This window comes from Williamsia muralis NBRC 105860 (genome assembly GCF_001598915.1).
GTDB lineage: Bacteria > Actinomycetota > Actinomycetes > Mycobacteriales > Mycobacteriaceae > Williamsia > Williamsia muralis.
The window spans coordinates 16,420-33,527 of the sequence record NZ_BDAP01000001.1; the positions used below are offsets into that span (position 1 = coordinate 16,420).

22 protein-coding genes are annotated in these 17,108 nt (G+C 65.6%); 11 read left to right on the forward strand and 11 right to left on the reverse strand.

What is annotated here, in order from left to right; genetic code table 11:
- Positions 1–16 precede the first annotated feature (16 nt).
- From WIMU1_RS00055 to WIMU1_RS00065, 3 genes are all read left to right on the forward strand, one after another.
- A complete protein-coding gene (locus WIMU1_RS00055; protein ID WP_062794640.1) occupies positions 17–256 on the forward strand; it encodes an RNA-binding S4 domain-containing protein in 240 nt (79 codons plus the stop codon).
- A gap of 87 nt (positions 257–343) precedes the next feature.
- Positions 344–829, forward strand: a complete 486-nt coding sequence (gene rraA, locus WIMU1_RS00060; protein ID WP_062794641.1) for a ribonuclease E activity regulator RraA — start codon at positions 344–346, stop codon at positions 827–829.
- 12 nt (positions 830–841) lie between these two features.
- A complete protein-coding gene (locus WIMU1_RS00065; protein WP_062794642.1) occupies positions 842–2,395 on the forward strand; it encodes a succinic semialdehyde dehydrogenase in 1,554 nt (517 codons plus the stop codon).
- Between the two features lie 40 nt (positions 2,396–2,435).
- Here the strand turns inward: WIMU1_RS00065 and WIMU1_RS00070 are convergent, their stop codons facing one another.
- From WIMU1_RS00070 to WIMU1_RS00080, 3 genes are read right to left on the reverse strand one after another with little or no spacing between them, the layout of a single operon-like run.
- Positions 2,436–2,867, reverse strand: coding sequence for a DUF309 domain-containing protein (locus WIMU1_RS00070; RefSeq protein ID WP_062794643.1), 432 nt, complete (start codon positions 2,865–2,867; stop codon positions 2,436–2,438).
- Positions 2,860–3,063 carry a hypothetical protein gene (locus tag WIMU1_RS00075; RefSeq protein WP_245969196.1) on the reverse strand — a complete coding sequence of 68 codons (204 nt, stop codon included), beginning with the start codon at positions 3,061–3,063 and terminating at the stop codon, positions 2,860–2,862. Before WIMU1_RS00075 ends, WIMU1_RS00070 begins: the two co-directional genes overlap by 8 nt.
- A gap of 31 nt (positions 3,064–3,094) precedes the next feature.
- The gene (locus WIMU1_RS00080; protein ID WP_062795613.1) at positions 3,095–3,538 is read right to left on the reverse strand and encodes a hypothetical protein; all 444 of its coding nucleotides are present in this window, start codon (positions 3,536–3,538) and stop codon (positions 3,095–3,097) included.
- A gap of 110 nt (positions 3,539–3,648) precedes the next feature.
- Here WIMU1_RS00080 and WIMU1_RS00085 point away from each other — a divergent pair, with 110 nt between their 5' ends.
- The 3 genes from WIMU1_RS00085 (at position 3,649) to WIMU1_RS00095 (ending at position 6,643) form a co-directional block, all read left to right on the forward strand.
- Positions 3,649–4,497 carry an SDR family oxidoreductase gene (locus WIMU1_RS00085; RefSeq protein ID WP_062794645.1) on the forward strand — a complete coding sequence of 283 codons (849 nt, stop codon included), beginning with the start codon at positions 3,649–3,651 and terminating at the stop codon, positions 4,495–4,497.
- Between the two features lie 172 nt (positions 4,498–4,669).
- On the forward strand, positions 4,670–6,007 hold the full coding sequence (locus WIMU1_RS00090; protein ID WP_062794646.1) for an APC family permease: 1,338 nt from the start codon (positions 4,670–4,672) through the stop codon (positions 6,005–6,007).
- A gap of 81 nt (positions 6,008–6,088) precedes the next feature.
- Positions 6,089–6,643, forward strand: coding sequence for a DUF1990 domain-containing protein (locus tag WIMU1_RS00095; protein ID WP_245969195.1), 555 nt, complete (start codon positions 6,089–6,091; stop codon positions 6,641–6,643).
- Here the strand turns inward: WIMU1_RS00095 and WIMU1_RS00100 are convergent.
- Positions 6,610–7,023, reverse strand: a complete 414-nt coding sequence (locus tag WIMU1_RS00100; RefSeq protein WP_023955114.1) for a MerR family transcriptional regulator — start codon at positions 7,021–7,023, stop codon at positions 6,610–6,612. The two genes, WIMU1_RS00095 and WIMU1_RS00100, sit on opposite strands and share 34 nt — an antisense overlap.
- 63 nt (positions 7,024–7,086) lie before the next feature.
- On the opposite strand from WIMU1_RS00100, the gene WIMU1_RS00105 reads away from it, so the two are divergent.
- The gene (locus WIMU1_RS00105) at positions 7,087–7,752 is read left to right on the forward strand and encodes an NAD(P)H-dependent oxidoreductase (protein ID WP_062794648.1); all 666 of its coding nucleotides are present in this window, start codon (positions 7,087–7,089) and stop codon (positions 7,750–7,752) included.
- On the opposite strand, the gene WIMU1_RS26510 is transcribed toward WIMU1_RS00105, so the two are convergent.
- From WIMU1_RS26510 to WIMU1_RS00135, 6 genes are all read right to left on the reverse strand, one after another.
- The gene (locus WIMU1_RS26510; RefSeq protein ID WP_176579570.1) at positions 7,741–8,364 is read right to left on the reverse strand and encodes a hypothetical protein; all 624 of its coding nucleotides are present in this window, start codon (positions 8,362–8,364) and stop codon (positions 7,741–7,743) included. The two genes, WIMU1_RS00105 and WIMU1_RS26510, sit on opposite strands and share 12 nt — an antisense overlap.
- A 151-nt stretch (positions 8,365–8,515) precedes the next feature.
- Positions 8,516–9,442 (reverse strand): CopD family protein, encoded by a 927-nt coding sequence (locus tag WIMU1_RS00115; protein ID WP_062794649.1) that lies wholly within the window; start codon positions 9,440–9,442, stop codon positions 8,516–8,518.
- Between the two features lie 6 nt (positions 9,443–9,448).
- Positions 9,449–9,961 (reverse strand): copper resistance CopC family protein, encoded by a 513-nt coding sequence (locus WIMU1_RS00120; protein WP_062795615.1) that lies wholly within the window; start codon positions 9,959–9,961, stop codon positions 9,449–9,451.
- An 11-nt stretch (positions 9,962–9,972) separates the two neighbouring features.
- The gene (locus tag WIMU1_RS00125) at positions 9,973–10,668 is read right to left on the reverse strand and encodes a YcnI family copper-binding membrane protein (RefSeq protein ID WP_084247910.1); all 696 of its coding nucleotides are present in this window, start codon (positions 10,666–10,668) and stop codon (positions 9,973–9,975) included.
- An 87-nt stretch (positions 10,669–10,755) separates the two neighbouring features.
- A complete protein-coding gene (locus WIMU1_RS00130) occupies positions 10,756–11,148 on the reverse strand; it encodes a hypothetical protein (protein WP_051406344.1) in 393 nt (130 codons plus the stop codon).
- Between the two features lie 86 nt (positions 11,149–11,234).
- A complete protein-coding gene (locus tag WIMU1_RS00135) occupies positions 11,235–11,930 on the reverse strand; it encodes a DUF6474 family protein (RefSeq protein WP_023955102.1) in 696 nt (231 codons plus the stop codon).
- Positions 11,931–12,065: 135 nt separating this feature from the next.
- Here WIMU1_RS00135 and WIMU1_RS00140 point away from each other — a divergent pair, with 135 nt between their 5' ends.
- A complete protein-coding gene (locus WIMU1_RS00140; protein ID WP_084248024.1) occupies positions 12,066–13,778 on the forward strand; it encodes a TM0106 family RecB-like putative nuclease in 1,713 nt (570 codons plus the stop codon).
- Positions 13,779–13,789: 11 nt separating this feature from the next.
- Here the strand turns inward: WIMU1_RS00140 and WIMU1_RS00145 are convergent, their stop codons facing one another.
- Positions 13,790–14,590, reverse strand: coding sequence for a hypothetical protein (locus WIMU1_RS00145; RefSeq protein WP_147431447.1), 801 nt, complete (start codon positions 14,588–14,590; stop codon positions 13,790–13,792).
- Positions 14,591–14,867: 277 nt separating this feature from the next.
- Here WIMU1_RS00145 and WIMU1_RS00150 point away from each other — a divergent pair, with 277 nt between their 5' ends.
- Genes WIMU1_RS00150 through WIMU1_RS00160 form a run of 3 tightly spaced genes read left to right on the forward strand, consistent with a single transcriptional unit; the run spans position 14,868 to position 17,087 of the window.
- A complete protein-coding gene (locus WIMU1_RS00150; protein WP_031331386.1) occupies positions 14,868–15,398 on the forward strand; it encodes a helix-turn-helix domain-containing protein in 531 nt (176 codons plus the stop codon).
- A gap of 28 nt (positions 15,399–15,426) precedes the next feature.
- Entirely contained in the window at positions 15,427–15,939 is a 513-nt protein-coding gene (locus WIMU1_RS00155) for a hypothetical protein (RefSeq protein WP_062794651.1), read from the forward strand.
- A complete protein-coding gene (locus WIMU1_RS00160; protein ID WP_062794652.1) occupies positions 15,930–17,087 on the forward strand; it encodes an MAB_1171c family putative transporter in 1,158 nt (385 codons plus the stop codon). Before WIMU1_RS00155 ends, WIMU1_RS00160 begins: the two co-directional genes overlap by 10 nt.
- Positions 17,088–17,108 lie beyond the last annotated feature (21 nt).

Here is a 17,108-nt window from a genome sequence, read left to right on the forward strand (position 1 = left end):
ATGGGAGGATTGAACGGTGAGCCGAGAAACAGTTCCGATCCGAGACAATTCCATTCGACTGGGCCAATTCCTGAAGCTGGCAAATCTCATCGAATCCGGGGCCGAGGCAAAAGAAGTCATCGCGGACGGATTGGTCAGCGTGAACGGTGAGACCGAGACGCGGCGCGGCCGACAACTGGTCACCGGCGACGTCGTGGAGATCGGCGGCACCGAGGCAGTGGTCGGCGGACCAGACGATGGTGCGCTCCCGGACTGATGTCCACGGCCGCGTTCAGCTGACTCGGATGCGGGCCGGTCAGCAGTGGTTACCGGTCGGTAAGTAAGAGTCGTTAGGCTGAGGTGCATGAGTGAGATCACCTTCGTCGCCACCGCCGACCTCGTGGACGAGATCGGCGAGGAGGTACGCAGCTGCGACCTCCAGTTCACGCAATTCGGAAAGCGCAGGGAGTTCGTCGGCCGGGTCACCACGGTTCGGTGCCTCCAGGACAACGCCCTGCTCAAGCAGGTGCTCGGCGAACCCGGCAACGGCGGGGTCCTCGTCGTCGACGGCGCCGGATCAGTGCACACCGCCCTTGTCGGCGACGTGATCGCCGAACTCGGGCGGTCCAACGGATGGAGCGGGATCATCGTGCACGGTGCGGTCCGCGACTCGAAGCTGCTCGCCGGCATCGACATCGGTATCAAGGCTCTCGGCACCAACCCGCGCAAGTCCACCAAGACCGGAGCCGGAGAGCGTGACGTCCCTGTTGAACTGGGCGGTCTGACCTTCAATCCCGGCGACCTTGCATACAGCGACGACGACGGCATCGTGCTCGTCGCGGCCGAATAGGAGACATTGATCATGGGCAAGCCAGATAAAGCCACGTTCGACCGTTTGCGGGCGCTCATCGCCATCGACGATCCGGACGCCCGCTCCACGCGCTCGGTTCTCGAGGCGTTCACGGGCGAGGAGATGACCACAATCCCGGTCGGCACCGCCGACGACGTGCGGGCCGCATTCGAGCGGGCGCGCGCCGCACAGGTCGAGTGGGCGAAACTCTGGCCGCGTGACCGTGCCAAGATCCTGATCGACTTCGCGGCCCTGGTGCTCAAGAACAGGGATGCGCTGGCCGACATGGCGCAGGCCGAGACCGGCAAAGCGCGCGCCTACGCCCAGGAGGAAGTGCTGGACGTGTCGATGACTGCCCGGCACTACGCCAAGACCGGCCCGCGGCTCCTGGCGGCGAGCAAGGTCAAGGGAATGCTGCCCCTGGCCACCGACGCCCGCGTTCGGTATCAGCCCAAGGGTGTCGTCGGCGTGATCTCGCCGTGGAACTACCCGATGACCCTGGCTGCCTCGGACGGGGTCGCCGCCCTGATGGCCGGTAATGCGGTGGTGCTCAAGCCCGACAGTCAGACGCCGTACTGCGCCCTCGCCGTGGTCGAGCTGCTCTACCAGGCCGGCCTGCCGAAGGATCTGTTCGCCGTGGTTCCGGGGCCGGGCTCTGTTGTGGGACAAGAGATCTTGGCTCAGGCCGACTACCTCATGTTCACTGGGTCTTCGGAAACCGGCGCGCAGCTCGCCGAGCAGGCCGGCCGTCGCCTGATCGGGTTCTCCGCCGAACTCGGTGGCAAGAACCCGATGATCATCACCAAGTCCGCCGACATCGACAACGCTGTCGAAGGTGCAGTGCGCGCCTGCTTCTCGAACTCGGGGCAGCTCTGTATCTCGATCGAGCGCATCTACGTCGAGAAGCCGATCGCCGATGAATTCTCCGCGAAGTTCGCGCAGCGGGTGTCGGCGATGAAGGTGGGCAAGTCCTACGACTTCTCCACGGAGATGGGGTCGTTGGCCTCGGCGGACCAGGTCGACACCGCCGAACGGCACGTCGAGGACGCCAAGTCCAAGGGCGCCGTGGTTCTCGCCGGCGGGAACCGCCGTCCCGAACTCGGACCTTTCTTCTTCGAGCCGACCGTTCTGTCCGGGGTTGCCGACGGGATGGAATCGTTTGCCGGCGAGACCTTCGGACCGGTTGTCGCCATCTATCCGGTGGATTCCGTGGACGAGGCCATCAAAGAGGCCAACAACACCGAATACGGCCTCAACGCAAGCGTTTTCGCCGGGTCATCGGAGGAAGGCCGCAAGATTGCCGCAGAACTGCGCGCCGGCACGGTCAACCTGAACGAGGGCTACGCGGCGGCATGGGGTTCCACTGCGGCTCCGATGGGCGGTATGGGCAAGTCGGGCGTAGGCCGCCGTCACGGCGCCGAAGGGCTTCTCAAATACACCGAGCCCCAGACGATTGCCGAGCAGCGGGTGATCGGTCTTGGTGGCATCAAGGGCGTGCCGCAGGGGCTCTTCCTGCGGACCGTTCCGGCGTTCGTGAAGTCGCTGAAGTTCCTGCCCGGTCGGTGACCGACGATGCCGGCCGTGTGTTCCGCGCGGCCGGCATCACTCAGGGCGTGCCCTGGACCTGTTGTTCCGCACACGCGATGACGGCGTCCAGATCGAGTCCGTACGGCGTCGCATCGACCAGGCTGTAACGCAGGAGCCGACCCGCCCCGCGCTCGACGAGACGCGCTGCGCCCCTGGGATTTCCGCGCAGATGATGCGTCAGGCCGACGCAGATCTGGGCCAGCCCCTGCCACAGCTCCCGTTCGTCGGGCGGGCATGTCTTCCAGCGGACCTCGAAGACCTCGTGGGCTGCGAACGGACGTCCGGCGTCGATGAGTTGACGTGCCAGCGCGATGGTTTCGGCGGGTGGTAACGGTTCTTCGGAGACCGGTTCGACACCCTCGGCGCCGTACGGCAGCGGCCTGCCCAGCTCGTCGCGCGGCCGGGCCTGCCGAGCGCGGCCGTCGGGGTCGCGGTCGCGACGTTCAGGCATCGTCCACCTCGTTGCCCGTCCTGCCGCCCAGCCAGGCGAGGACCGCAGGATCAGCCGATTGCAGGCGCTGTACTTCTTCGCCACCGTCGCAGGTGCACATCGAGATGGTCACGGCAGAGGCGGTCCGGGACGTCACGCGCCATACCGCACCTGAATCCGTCCACCGGATCAGCGATTCGATCACGTTCTCGTCCACGATTCCTCCCTTCCGGCGGTCGGTGTCAAAACTATCCCGTCACATACCAACTCTGGGACAGCAGCAGGATCCCGGCAGTGACGAGCGCGGCCACTTTGAGCACTTCGGCGCCGATGTACACGTGATGTGCGTGCGACCTCGGCGCTTGCTCGCCGGCGATCACCCGATCCGACCGACGGGTGAGCGGTGGTCTGACCACGATGACCTGAAACGCGAGGATCGCGATCGCACACAGGCTTGGGATCAGCACCCGGTACGGGACGTCGCCGACCACCATCGCGATCGTCAATACAACCGCAAGGATCGCCTCGACTGTGTTCAGCGCCCGGAACACAAGCCGCCCGATGCCCAGTCCCATTTTCAGATCCACCCCGGGAGCGCGGAACTTCAGTGGAGCTTCCAGGAAGGAGATGGCCAGTACCATCCCCAGCCAGATGAAGACGCAGGCTGTTGCGATGGCTTGTGCTGTGGTCATGCTGCGGGGGTCCCATCGTTCGGAGTCGTTCGCAGTGCCATCATCGAGGACAAGGTGCCTCAGCAACAGCACGTGCTCGACCAGCGAGTCCACGACGACGGGAGAATCCGGTGACTCAACATCCATCCATCGCGGTCACGGGGGCTACCGGCAATGTCGGGGGATCGGTCGCGCGTGCCCTGTCGGAGGCCGGGACAGCTCTCCGGTTGGTGGTGCGTTCGCGCGGGCGCGCGCCGGTGTTGCCCGGGGCAGCGGTCGCGGAGACGAGCTACGGCGACCACGACGCCGCGGTCGCCGCGCTCGCGGACGTCGACACCTTGTTCATGGTGTCGGCCTCGGAGAGCGCAGACCGGCTGGACCAACACCGCACTTTCGTCGATGCGGCTGTCCGGGCCGGTGTGCAACACATCGTCTACACGTCATTCCTGAATGCGGCACCCGACGCGACTTTCACTCTCGCGCGCGATCATTGGGCAACGGAGGAGCACATCCGCGCGTCGGGTGTGCAGTTCACGTTCTTGCGCGACAGCTTCTACATCGATTTCCTGCCGAGCCTCGCCGGCACCGACGGCGTGATCCGTGGCCCGGCCGGCGACGGCGCGGTGGGTGCGGTGGCGCGTGCCGACGTCGCGCGAGTGGCGACCGCGGTTCTCTCCGATCCGGCATCACACCGGGGTGAGACGTACGACCTCACCGGTCGCGAATCAATCACCTTCGACGAGGTGGCGCGGATTCTCACCGAAACCAGCGGTCGCACAGTCACATTCCACAACGAGACGATCGACGAAGCCTACGAGTCACGCAAATCGTATGGGGCGCCGGACTGGCAATTGGATGCCTGGGTGTCCACCTACACCGCGATTGCTGCGGGTGAACTGGCAGCGGTGACCGACAGTGTGGAGACCATCACGGGCCGGCCGCCGATGACATTGCGCGACTTCGTCGTCGGCTCGGCGTGACCGTGCACGAGCGCTGACGATCCTGGCGGGAGCGCTCGTCAGCAACCCTGTGGTTCGCCGAAGGTTTTCGATCGTCGCTCGCAGGCTATGCCTACCTGAACAAACGTTGTAGAAACAGCTGGCCCCCGGGCGACGTCGGCCGGCTGATTCTCGGTTGCACCAGGAGATGCGAATGACGGCTGATGCCGAAACCGGAACACAGGCAACAGGCGATGAGCCCGCATCCAAACTGAAGCGGAAGATAACCGGCCCGCTGCTGTTCTTGTTCATCTTGGGTGACGTGCTCGGAGCCGGTATCTACGCCCTGATGGGAGTGCTGTCCGAAGAGGTGGGTGGCGCGCTCTGGGCCCCGCTGATCGTCGCCCTCCTGCTGGCCCTGCTCACCGCCGGCTCCTATGCCGAGTTGGTCACCAAATATCCGCAGGCCGGCGGCGCAGCGATCTTCGCCGAGCGGGCCTTCAAACAACCGATCGTCTCGTTCCTCGTAGGTTTCTGCATGCTGGCCGCAGGCGTCACGAGCGCAGCCGGACTGGCGTTGGCCTTCTCCGGCGAATACCTCAAGACCTTCATCGATGTGCCGACCGTCCCGGCCGCGCTGGTGTTCCTGGCACTGGTGGCCTGCTTGAACGCACGCGGCATCAGTGAGTCGGTGAAGAGCAACGTGGTCATGACGATCATCGAGGTCAGTGGACTGGTCATCGTCATCGCAGTGGTCGGGGTGATGCTCGGCGAAGGTAGAGGTGACGTGTCCCGGGTGACCGAGTTCCCGGACGGCTCAACCCCCGCGATGGCCATCCTCAGCGGTGCCATCATCGCGTACTACTCGTTTGTCGGATTCGAGACCTCGGCCAATGTTGCCGAAGAGATCCGCAATCCCAGTCGCGTGTACCCCTTGGCCCTCTTCGGGTCGTTGGCAACAGCCGGGCTCGTCTACGTGCTGGTGGGACTCGCCAGCTCGATCGCCCTGCCCGCGAGCGTCTTGTCCGAGTCGTCGGGACCACTGCTGGCCGTTGTCGGGGAGTCCGGTGTCGGCATCCCCGACTGGGTCTTCAGCCTGATCGCACTGGTGGCCGTGGCCAACGGCGCTCTGCTCACGATGATCATGGCCAGTCGCCTCACCTTCGGTATGGCCGAACACAGGCTTCTGCCGAGCGCACTGGGGAAGGTGCTGCCCAAGCGGCGTACCCCGTGGGCGGCGATCGTGGCGACGACGTTGGTGGCCATGCTGCTCACACTCACCGGAGACCTGTCGACATTGGCCGAGACAGTGGTGCTGCTGCTCCTGTTTGTCTTCATCTCGACGAATATCGCTGTGTTGGTGCTGCGGCGGGATCCTGTCGACCACAAGCACTTTCGGGTACCGACAGTCATTCCGATCCTGGGTGTCGCGTCGTGCGTGCTGCTGTTGACCCAGCAGAGCGGTGAGGTCTGGATGTATGGCGGGCTCCTTCTTGCGGTGGGTATCGCACTTCATTTCGCGGCGGTCTGGGTTCGTCGACGTGCCGCGTGACGCTCGCGTCTCGCGGTGCGGATGGCGCCGACGAGGGCGCGAAGCAGCCCGGGGTCAAATCCGGGTGGGTAGTCTCCAGAGATGAGCAAACCATCTGTCCGACCTATGGATTCGGACACCGCGGGTCGTTTGCGGGCGGCGGAGTTCACCTATCCGGAGGTCGGTGCGACCGCGACCGGTATGCCGTCCGGTTACCACCACCTGCGACGAGAAAGAGTCGTGGGATCGGGCGCTGCGGTGTTTCGTGAACTCGGCGACGCTGTTCTGAGATGGCAGGTGCAGCTCGGCGCCGGCCTGACGGTGACCAGTCCCGACGCGAGAGTCAGCGAAGGAAGTATCGGGCTGGTCGGGCTCGGCGTGGGTGCGGCCCGGCTGAAGGCGCCGGTGCGAGTTGTGTACGTGCTCGACGAGCCCGATCGCTGTGGTTTCGCCTACGGCACCTTGCCCGGCCACCCAGAAGCAGGTGAGGAGCTGTTCTGCGTCGAGCACCGAGCCGACGACAGTGTGGTGCTGGTGGTCGCAGCCTTCTCACGCCCACACTCGGTTCTCGCCCGGGCGGGCGGACCGCTCGGGAGACTGGGTCAACGCCTGGTGACGAAGCGCTATCTTCGTGCGCTGGACAATCCAGAGAGCTGATCCGGCGACGTCGAAGCTTTCATGGCGTCGCGCACATGCGTTCGTAGCTCGGAGATCCCGGCTCTCTGTGCCCGAAGACGACGCATCGCGTCGGCCAGCTGATTTTCGCGCTCGTCGAGTTGCCGTAGGGCTTCACGGCGTTCCTCGTCGGTCGCCTCGTCGGGGTCGGCGCACGCAACGCGAAGGATGAAAGCGGACTCCGACAACGACAGTCCTGACGCCAAGAGGCATCGGATGTCTTCGACGGTCTGTACGTCTTCTTTCCGGTACCGCCGATAGCCGTTCGGATCACGCGTCGGCGTCAGCAAGCCGGCCTTTTCGTAATGCCTGAGCATGCGGGAGCTGGCGCCGGTGATGTCACTCAAGTCGCTGATGTACATCGATGCCTCTTCTCGAGATGGACCTTGACCTTGACACTGATGTCATAGTTTACCGTCGCCGGTATGAGCAACGCAGATCAGCAGTCCGATGTCATCCTGGTGGTTGTCCACCCCGACACCGAATCGGTCACCTGGAATGTGGCCCGAGCGATGAAAGAGAGCATCGCCGCCGAAAAGCTCACTGCCACAACGTATGACCTGGCGGCGTCGGGATTCGACCCCGCCTTCAACAGCGACGATCTCGCACATTTCCGAGGCCTCGCCGGGGTCCCTGTGGACGTCGCGGAGCAACAGCAGATGTTGCGATCTGCCGCAGCGGTGGTGTTGGTTTTCCCGGTCTATTGGTGGTCGCTGCCGGCACTCGCCAAGGGCTGGATCGACCGCGTCTTCACACGCGGCTTCGCCTATGACGATCGAGTCGCCGACGCCCCGAGCGCCATCAAAGGCCTGCATCTGGTGGCGATCGGCGGAATCGATGAAGGGACCCATCAGCGCCACGGATACAAAGAGGCGATGACGCTGCAGATGATCCATGGGATCGCGGACTACTCGCGCATCGAGGCGTCGTCGCTCGAATTCCTCTACGACGCAGATTCCGACGACCCGGCCGTTCGGCGTGAACTGATCGCTCAGGCCGAGGTCATCGGCGCCAAGATCGCGGCGAGTGTGGTCGGGCAACGCGAATCGGCATCACCACAACAGCTTTCGTCTCTCGGGCTATCGACGTAGCCGCCGGATGGTCAGGAAGATGAGCGCCAAGAGAACCACGGCGCTGCCGATTTTGACCACCGGGCCTGTTGTCGACGGCTCAGGCAGAGGCAGAGGTTCCGTGCGCTTGAGAGCAGTGAACCGGGCCTGCTGATCCTCGTCCGGAGTGGACGCCGAGGGTTTCGGGTGTGTGGGTTCCGGTGTCGCGGCCGGGGCGGGAGCGGTCTTGGGAGACGGGGGAGCCGAAGACTGTGCCGGGGTCGACTTGGGTGGAGCCGTGTTGCCCGGCTTGCCAGGACCCTTGCGTACCGGAGGCTTCTTGGCGGGTGCCTTCTTCGATACGACGTGTTCAGCGTTGGCGTGATCGGGTGTGCCGGCGTCAGGGCTACTCTGCGCAGACGCCTTTGTGGGTGGAGTGTGGCCGGGCCCAGCCTTTTTCGCCGGGGCCTTCTTGGCGGCGGTCTTCTTCGCAACCTCCTTCTTGGGGGCTGATTTTTTCGCCGCCTTCTTGGCGGCGGTCTTCTTCGCCGGGGCCTTCTTCTCAGGAGCCTTTTTCGCAGCCGACTTCTTGGCCGGCGGGGCGGGGCGCTCGCCCGAGTGATCGGAGTCGGGCTGGGAGTCCGGGTCGGCCATACGGCTCAGCTCCTTCGAAGACGGGCGGACTGATCACCGCGTCTCGATTCGGCCCGGAGGTACTGATCCAGGCCTGCATTGAGACGGGGGGCGACGTCACGTGTACGTGGCTGCGCCGTCGTCAATCATGCCCGGTTCCGGCTGGTTCGGCTCAGCTGGGTGCGGTGGTCCCGAGCCCGGCGGCCAGTCCGATGACAACCGCCATCAACAGCACCTCGACGATCGCGCGTCGCAGCGATGCCTGTTCGGAAATGCGATGGGTGTGGGCCGAAGGCAGCCACCGCCGCCGTTGATCGGCAGCCACCGCAAGCAACGCCATCATGCCCACCGACTTCGCCAGCAGGATCCGGCCGTAACCCGTGGACCAGACCTCGCTGATCGAATCCAACTCCAGCAGGGCAGCGACCACACCGCTGACGATCAACGCCAGGACCAGCCATTGCGCGTACCGCGAGAACACGGGCAGCACGGTTGCCCAGCCCTTTCGGCCGCGGACGGTGAGGGCGAGAGCCGCGAGAGAACCGCACCACCAGCTCGCCGCGAGTACGTGAACGGCGATGAGCAATGCGCCGCCGGTCAGCTGTCCCAGATGCCCGGTGACGGGTCCGATCAACAGACCCAGCGCGGCGAGGGCGCCGACGGCTTCGGGCGCGATCAGACTCGGATACCGGATCCAGACCGCGCAGAACAAGGTGACCGCCAGCGCGCACATCGCCGCGATGAGACCCGCGGTGGTGCCGTTGACCCGGAAGAAGTCGTTGATGCCCACCTCGTGCGGTGCGAGCCCCGTTCGTTCGGCGGCACCCAGCCATGCACCTACCAGCAGCGACACAGCCCACACCGCAGCGACCACCGATGCCAGACGCAGCACCGGCGGGGTGAGCTCTTCGCCGCCGAGGAGTTTGACGGTGGACAGACCGAGCACGGTCATCCCGGCGAGCAGGGCGACGGCCCCCGCGATCGATTCGGCTTCGGGGCCGGCGGGACGGGCGAGCGCCCAGGCCAGCAACAAGCCCAGCCAGACCGCGGGCACGGCGACGAGCAACCACTCGCGCCGCGCCGCGCCCGCGGTCGTCACTGTCCGCTACTTCTTCCGCTGGGGACGCAGTGCAAACGCCAACCCGGCACCGAACACCACCACGCCGCCCACGATGAACGGCCACACCGGGATTCCTGATGACGAGGAATCGTCGGCGTCCACCGCAGGGCCCGGAGTTCCCGAGCCCGCGACGGTGAGCTCGAAGTCGAGCTGACCTTCCACCGGATGGCCGTCGGCCGACGTGATCCGGTAGTTGATCAGGTACGTGCCGGTCGGCCCCAACTCGCGCACCGGGACGGTGACCGTACGGCCGGTGACCGTCGGTTCACCGTCCTGCCAGTAATGCTCGTCCGGCCCGACCACCTTCAGCACGGCGTAGTTCTTCTGCACCGGCTCGTTGAAGGTGAGTGTGACCGCTGCCGGACCGGCCGCCAGCGGCGCGCCATCGGCCGGATCAGATCCGATCAGCGCCGAATGGGCCGCCGCGGTCGGTGCCCAGGCCACCGTCGCGAGAACAGTCATCACCAGCGCGACGATCGAGAAGGTCAGACGCCTCATCGAATCTCGCCTCACTGGCGTTTACGCGCGAGGGCGCCGATCGCGACGCCGATTCCCAACGCGCCCAGCAAGATTCCGGCACCGGCCAGCCAGCGGGCGGTGTCGTCGGTGCTGTCGGTGTCTGAGGACGCGGAGTTCTCCGAGGCGGTCTGGGTGTCTTCCTCGTGAGTCGCCGAATCGGCGTCGGCGGTCGGTGCGCCGAGCGTCACCGTGGGCGCGGGCTTGTCGGGCTCGGGCTGACCCTCGACGGTCGGCTGGTCCCAGCGGACCACCTCACCGTCGGAGTACGTCTGCGTTGCGGCCATGGTGACCGTCTCCTGCTCCGGCAGGGGCCCACCGGACACCCGGAACTGGAGGAACTCGCCGGGCCGGATGCCGGGGTTGCCGTCGGCGACCTTCCAGGTCACCTCCGTGGCCGCTTCGGTGGCCGGGTCCTTCTTCACCTCGGCGGTCCAACCGGGCAACGGCTCGGTACGGGCGGAGGTCAGGTTGGGCAGGGCGACGGTCAGTGCGACCGTGCTGGCGGTGTCCGACTCGTTGGGGACCCGGAACGTGATGACGCCGTAGCCACCCTGGGTGAGACCGTCACCTGCCGCGGTGACGTGTGCCGAGGCCGAACCCGCGCCCAGCAAACTCAGGCCACCGACCATCGTGACGGCGGCGAGTGACGCACCGAGAAGACGGAAGCGTCGCTTGAACAAAGACATGGATGTTTCCTAACGGAGATGGGTGAAACCCACCCGGGTGACCGTGTCGATCTACGGGCTCGGGCGGATGAAGGGTGTGGGCGAAGATCAATTCGCCGGTGGACCCCGAACCCCTGTCCCGCCAGGAGCGAACACCCCGACCAGAGGTCGTAGATGGGGTGAGGGAGGAAGATTCGAACTCGCGAGTTCGGCAACCGGGCCGCCGAGAAGGCGGCGCACGACGGCCAGGACCGACGTGATCACCCCGTACAGCGAGGTACCGCCGGCGATGAGCAGCGCGCACACCGGGATCGCGATCAGGTGGGTCACCAACATCAGCGTCTGCGACCCGTGTGCATGGGCCATCGGGTCTGCGGTGGCCGAGAGGAGCATGTGCCCGGCGATCTGGGCGCCGGTCAGCACCGCGAGCAGGGCGAGTGGGGAGTTGAGCCGACGACACAGGGTGGCCGCGACGACTCCGACCAGCAGGAGCAGCAGCATTCCCGCGGAGTCAGGAAAAACGCCTGAAGCCGCCCCGTGGGCAGCAATTGCCAGCGCCGGGGCGGTCAGGAGGATGGACAGAGCGGTCAGGGACGCACTCCGAGGCGTGCGAGCAGATCGGCGTCGATGGCGGCCAGCTCACGACTGATGGCGGCGTGCGCACTGCGGCGCCGTGCGGCGGGCATGTGTTCGGCTGCCGCAACAGCGGTGGACAGGTCTGACAGCCGCTGGTTCATCGTCGACGCGAAGGTCTTGGTCTCGGCGTCCGACGGATGCTTGGCGGTGAGGGTCTGCAACGAGGAGTTCGCACCGGCGATGCGTGCCGACAGAGCGGCGCCATGGCCGCTGTACTTGTTCAGCTCGGCAACGGGGACACCTGCGCGATCGGCCTGGATCCGGCTGATCTGCTCGCGGGCGGCAGTGCTGGCGCGGTAGGCGATCGGCACCAGGATCGGCGAGAGCACCTTGGCGACCTGCAGATAGCGCTTGACCCGAGCGGGCGAGAGCACCTTGCCATCGGCGACCGCCTTGGCGTTGGCCTGCGCGATCTTGACGCTCGCCGAGTTCGTCTTGTCGGCGATCTTCAGTGCACTCTTGTCCGACTTGGCCTGCGCCTTGCGCGCCTTCTTGGCGAGCTTGCGCTGCTGCTTGAGCTCTTCCTTGGCGAACTTGCGCCCGGACTTGTCTTCGAGGCGGGCTTCGAGCTTGGCCTTCGCCTTGAGGGCCTTGGCCTCAGCTTTGCGCTGTGCCCGGCTCTTGCGTCCGGAACTGAACAAACCCATGCGTTGGGGACCTCTCGTTAGCTTGGTCGAGCATCGCCGTCGGCGGTTGACGAAATTGTCCTGCAGTTGCGGTACAAGCATTACATAGCGGGGGTACGGCAGGTGCCCCAGATCGGTGAGGAGAGGATGGTGTGGATGGCAACTCGTTCATCGGTGCCATCCGGCCCGACAAGACCGCCGCTGCTCAGTCCCAGGGATCTGAGCGGCTGCGAACATCGGCTTGCCCTCGATTCCCGATTCCCCGGCTCAGAGAAGGTCGCCGAAGACCCCGCGGTGACGCTGCGCAAAGAAGCGGCGGCCGAGCACCGTGAGCGTGTGCGCGACATGCTCCATGCGGTCCATTCGATCGAACTCAGCGGTTGGGCCGACGTGGGCAGCGGCGGCGGCAGCCGGCAGAGGGCCGAGCGAACCATGGCGGCCATCGCCTCCGGGGCCAGATGGATCTGGGGCGCGTCCCTGCCCGACGACGAGGCCGGTGGCCGCCGCGGGTGGGCGGAGCTGCTGATCCGCATGGACGATCCGCCACGGACGTCGGGTTACGTGCCGGTCATTGTGGTCAATCACAAGGCTTCCGACCCCGGATCGGGCGCGGTGACCAGCCCGGTGTGGAGTTGGCAGCCGATGCTCGACGAGACGCGGAAGGTTCGCGGCAATTCGCGGGACACCGTTCGGCTGGCGCAGCTGTACCGGATGCTCGAGGCGCTTGGCGTCGCAGGGGTCGACCCGGGAACCGGCAAACCGGTCGGCGCGGTGATCGGCCTCGACACCGACTGCATGGTGGTCCTCGACCTCACCGACACGCTTGTCCGATACGACGCGCTGCTGGAGCGCCGGGCCGGCATCGCCGCGGGCCGGATATCGACGGCACCGTCACGGATCGGGGAGTGCCGCAACTGCGCGTGGTGGTCCAAGTGCGGTCCGGAACTGCACGAGGCGCGCGACGTGAGCTTGGTGGTCAACGGCAATCTGACACAGCTGCTCGCGACGGTGGGCGTTCGCACGGTGGACGAACTGGCCGCCTACGACGGTCCCGTGCCCGACGGCTGGCCGGGTAACAGCCTCGCTGACTCGATCCTGTTGGCGCGTGCCTGGCTGGCTCAGGTGACGCTGATCCGGCGAATGCCCGAGGTGCAGGTTGCGCGGGCCGACGTGGAGGTCGACGTCGACATGGAGAGTTACCAGGACGACGGCGCCTACCTCTGGGGCACGTTGCTCACCGACAACACCGATCCCGCCCGAGACGTCAGATACCGCCCTTTCGTCACCTGGCAACCGCTGCCCACCCAGGACGAGGCCCGCTCGTTCGCCGAGTTCTGGCAGTGGCTGATCGACGAACGCGACAAGGCCCTGAGCGAGGGCAAAACCTTTGCGGCCTACTGTTATTCGCAGCAAGCCGAGAATCGTTGGCTCCTCGGGTCGGCTGACAGGTTCGCGGGATCGCCCGGTGTGCCGAGCCGTGAAACCGTGCAGGAGTTCATCAACTCAACGCACTGGGTCGACATCTATGAGGCCGTCAGCGTGAACTTCCTCAGCCCCGAGGGCAAAGGCCTCAAGAAGGTGGCGCCCCACGCGGGCTTCCACTGGCGCGACGACGAAGCCGGCGGCGAGGCGTCGATGCAGTGGTATCGGCGGGCAGTGGGCCGCGACGGCGAAGAGGTGGATCAGACCCAGCGGGTGAGGTTGCTCGAATACAACGAGGACGATGTGCGCGCCACGAAGGCGTTGCGCGAATGGATGACAACCACGGCAGCTCAACAGGTGCCGCTGGGTTCGGATCTACCCGTGCCTGCTGTCGTGCCAGGGCACGATGGGGTGCCTACGCCCCGGATTGATCCCGCCGCCCACTGAAGAGGTGAGAGTCAGCCGCGGCCGTTGCGCAGCGACTCGAGGAATGCGCCGCTACCGAACAAGGCGACCGAACCCAAGACGAGTAGCCCGGCAGGCGACAGATCGCGAGCCACCTCGGCGCCCGCGCAGCCGCCACCGGTCCCGGCGCCCATCAGGCAGGACGACGCGGTGGGTGTGGCAGCGGGCGGGGTGTTCGGGTCGGACAGCGGATCGCCCTGTGGGACAGCGGGTTCGGAGTCACCTGGGGTCAGTTCGGGCGTTCCGGTACTCGGTGCCGGGGAGCCAGGTGTCGGGGAGCCCGGCGCCGAGGGAGTCGATGCGTCCGGTGCCGGCATACCGGGGATCGGCAGGCCCGGGATAGGAAGACCCGGAATCGTGATGGCCGGCAATTCGATTCCGGGTAGTTCGGCGGTCGGGGCCGTGGGGAGACCGTCGTCGTCGCTACCGGTATTGCCGTTGTTCCCGGGGATGCCGGTGTTGCCGCTCCCATTCCCGTTGTTGCCGTTACCGCTGTTGCCGTCACCTTGACCGAGGTCCGGCGTCGGGCCGGTGACCGATCGAGCCGGTACTCGTGATGTCTCGATGCTCTTCACGCCCGGAGTGTGGTCGGCGTTGCCGTTTCCGGAGTTCGTCGGTGGAGTGTTGTCGGAGCCGGGCCGGGACGTCACGGTGACCTCGGGCGGGACTTCGGGATCAGCAGCTGCGGACGGCGAGGTCAGGGCGAGGAGAATGCCGCCGACCACCAACCCCAGCGACGCGACGAGCACCGAGAACCACACCGTGGTCGGGCGCATCACGCGATGCTTCGGCATCGAGTCCTCCAGTCCGGAAATCACCAGGGGCGGGCTATTGAATTTTCGGCATCTTCACGGTTTATTCAGGTGGGCTCGATCAGCGTTGAACGAGTCCGAAAGTGAAGTACCGAAGACCGACTCCGCGCAGCGTGAAGCTGTTTGGCTGCCTCAGGGCTGTAAGCTACCATATGGCAAACACGGCGTGCGGAGTAGTGAATTTCATACTTCTGGCTGGTCTCCGTTCGGTGATCGGCCCTCACTGGGAGGCACACGGAGAATGCGCGTGGAGCGTGGCATGACCGACGACATGGACCAAGCAGACACCGAGAACGTATTTGATCCCGGTCTGTTCGCGCGACGTCTGGAAGAGCTGTTCCGAACGGTCCCTGGCCCCAACGGTCGTGCCTACAGCGCCAAAGCCATCGCCAATCGCTCCACTGAACTGGGCTTTCGTCTCGGTGAGTCCTACTTGAGCCAGCTCCGGTCGGGAAAGGCCAAGTCGCCGTCGTTCCGCACGGTCGAAGGCATCTCAGCGGCATTCGGCGTCGACGTCCACTACTTCCTGGAAGATCGGGCCGCCCAGCGCACCCGCGACCAGATCGACCTGATGCGGCTACAGGCCGACAGCAATGTCCAGCTCGCCGCGTTCCGGCTGGCCGGTCTGTCGAGTGACTCGGTCACCGTGGTCAACGAACTCATCAAGGTCCTCCGGGTTCAACAGGGTCTGCCCGCCGACCCGCCCGACCTGCTCAAGTCGGCCGAACCCGAATTGGGGCATGGTCACTCGGGACTTCGAGTGGTCGAAAGGCACGAAGCCGCAGACTGATCGCGGGGGCACCGTCTTAAGATGGAGCATGCGATCCGAGCGCGAACTACGGGCATTGTGCCGCCGCGAACTCGGCGGTCTCGACCTGGATCTGCCTCTCGACGCTGAACAACTCTGCGATCTGTACGGCGAGCGGCGTGGTCGGCCGATCAAGATCGTTGCGCACCCGATGCCGGCCGGTATGCCGAACGGTGTCTGGTTGGTGGCGGCCGACGCCGACTATTTCTTCTGCCAGGCTGCCACGACCAAGCTCCATCGCGATCAGATCATCATCCACGAGTTCGGCCACCTCATCGCAGGTCACCAGTTGATCGACCAGGTCGAGAACCGGCTCATCGGGAGTCCGGCAGGTGGCGAAAACACCGACGACGCACTGAGTCGTACGTGCTATTCGGATGAACGTGAATGGGAAGCAGAGTTTTTGGCAACACTGATAGGAGAATGGGCGGCAAAAGCCACCCAGGGCGTCGGAAAGACGGCCGGCCATGATGGATTACGGGGAATCCAAAGCATCCTCGGGGGGCACAACGGATGGTTGTAGGGGTAGTCAACGCCATCGCGTTGGCGTTGTTCGCCCTCGCTCTGTGCTGGCGTATCGACCGCCTTCGCAGGGAAGCCGCCGGTCTGCAGCCGGTCGCAATGACCGTTGCCATCTCGGCGACAACTCTCGCCTTTGTGGTCAGTAACCCACGCGTACGGCAGTGGCTCAACGACGACTTCTTCCCGGGCGCGGACCGGTTGTCGATCTATTGCCTGCTCGCGATCGGTGTCGCCGCCCTGGTGGTCGTGTTTTTGTACGGGACAACCGAGGAGCAGCGGCAGCGGCGCGCAGGCGTGGAAGCAATCCCGCTGGTGGTCACCCTCATCGGCCTCAACGTGGCGATGCTGGCCACGCCCGTGCCGGTCCGTACCGAGCACATGTCCGACTGGACCGTGCACCATGTCGGATACGCACTGTTTTTCGTGATCGCCGATTGCTACGTGGCGTATGGGATGGCGGCCTGCGTGGTGTCGATCGGGCGATACGTACGTCACGCCGAGGGATATCTTCGCCATTCCCTGATCATCCTGTCGACCGGGTTGGGGTTGCTGGGGGTCGCGGCCCTGATACAGACGCTGTACGTCGTCACCGCCGGACTGCACATGGCGCACCTGAATGTGTTGCTCAACGTCGCGGCCGTCTTGGCCGTCCTGGGGGCGGTCCTGTTCCTCGCCGGTATCTGCTACCCGCTGGTGCGAGCGCGAGTGATGTCGTTCCTCCACGACCGCCGGCACCGCAGTCAGTACCGGGAACTCGAGCCTTTGTGGGCTTTGACCACGTCGGCACTGCCGGGGGTGGTGTTGCCGTCGCCGCCGCAGGGTGCATTCGACGGTTCGATCATCTGGCTCTTCCAGCGGCGGGTGGTCGAGATCCGCGACGCATTGCTGCAGCTGAGCCCTTATCTGCCCGACGACTTCGATGAACTCGAATCGGCGGCCCAGGCCACCGCGCTCCGCGACGCGGTGAATACCTACGTCGACCTCGGCGGATCAGCCGGGGCGGTCCGGCAGGTCCTCGCCGGGGCCGGCGATGACCTCGACAGCGACGCCGCACCGCTACTGCGGATATCTCGTGAACTGGCGCGCAGTTCCGGTCCGTCGCGGCCGGACTCGGTGACGTCGCGGCAAAAACAGAACCGGACCGGCTGAAGGCCGGTCCGGTTCGAGTGT

Coding starts and splice junctions, on each gene's coding strand:
- rraA (WP_062794641.1), top strand. CDS start 344: ATGAGTGAGATCACCTTCGTCGCCACCGCCGACCTCGTGGACGAGATC.
- WIMU1_RS00065 (WP_062794642.1), top strand. CDS start 842: ATGGGCAAGCCAGATAAAGCCACGTTCGACCGTTTGCGGGCGCTCATC.
- WIMU1_RS00070 (WP_062794643.1), bottom strand. CDS start 2,867: ATGCCTGAACGTCGCGACCGCGACCCCGACGGCCGCGCTCGGCAGGCC.
- WIMU1_RS00080 (WP_062795613.1), bottom strand. CDS start 3,538: ATGACCACAGCACAAGCCATCGCAACAGCCTGCGTCTTCATCTGGCTG.
- WIMU1_RS00090 (WP_062794646.1), top strand. CDS start 4,670: ATGACGGCTGATGCCGAAACCGGAACACAGGCAACAGGCGATGAGCCC.
- WIMU1_RS00095 (WP_245969195.1), top strand. CDS start 6,089: ATGAGCAAACCATCTGTCCGACCTATGGATTCGGACACCGCGGGTCGT.
- WIMU1_RS00100 (WP_023955114.1), bottom strand. CDS start 7,023: ATGTACATCAGCGACTTGAGTGACATCACCGGCGCCAGCTCCCGCATG.
- WIMU1_RS00105 (WP_062794648.1), top strand. CDS start 7,087: ATGAGCAACGCAGATCAGCAGTCCGATGTCATCCTGGTGGTTGTCCAC.
- WIMU1_RS26510 (WP_176579570.1), bottom strand. CDS start 8,364: ATGGCCGACCCGGACTCCCAGCCCGACTCCGATCACTCGGGCGAGCGC.
- WIMU1_RS00120 (WP_062795615.1), bottom strand. CDS start 9,961: ATGAGGCGTCTGACCTTCTCGATCGTCGCGCTGGTGATGACTGTTCTC.
- WIMU1_RS00125 (WP_084247910.1), bottom strand. CDS start 10,668: ATGTCTTTGTTCAAGCGACGCTTCCGTCTTCTCGGTGCGTCACTCGCC.
- WIMU1_RS00130 (WP_051406344.1), bottom strand. CDS start 11,148: ATGCTGCTGCTCCTGCTGGTCGGAGTCGTCGCGGCCACCCTGTGTCGT.
- WIMU1_RS00135 (WP_023955102.1), bottom strand. CDS start 11,930: ATGGGTTTGTTCAGTTCCGGACGCAAGAGCCGGGCACAGCGCAAAGCT.
- WIMU1_RS00140 (WP_084248024.1), top strand. CDS start 12,066: ATGGCAACTCGTTCATCGGTGCCATCCGGCCCGACAAGACCGCCGCTG.
- WIMU1_RS00145 (WP_147431447.1), bottom strand. CDS start 14,590: ATGCCGAAGCATCGCGTGATGCGCCCGACCACGGTGTGGTTCTCGGTG.
- WIMU1_RS00150 (WP_031331386.1), top strand. CDS start 14,868: ATGACCGACGACATGGACCAAGCAGACACCGAGAACGTATTTGATCCC.
- WIMU1_RS00155 (WP_062794651.1), top strand. CDS start 15,427: ATGCGATCCGAGCGCGAACTACGGGCATTGTGCCGCCGCGAACTCGGC.
- WIMU1_RS00160 (WP_062794652.1), top strand. CDS start 15,930: ATGGTTGTAGGGGTAGTCAACGCCATCGCGTTGGCGTTGTTCGCCCTC.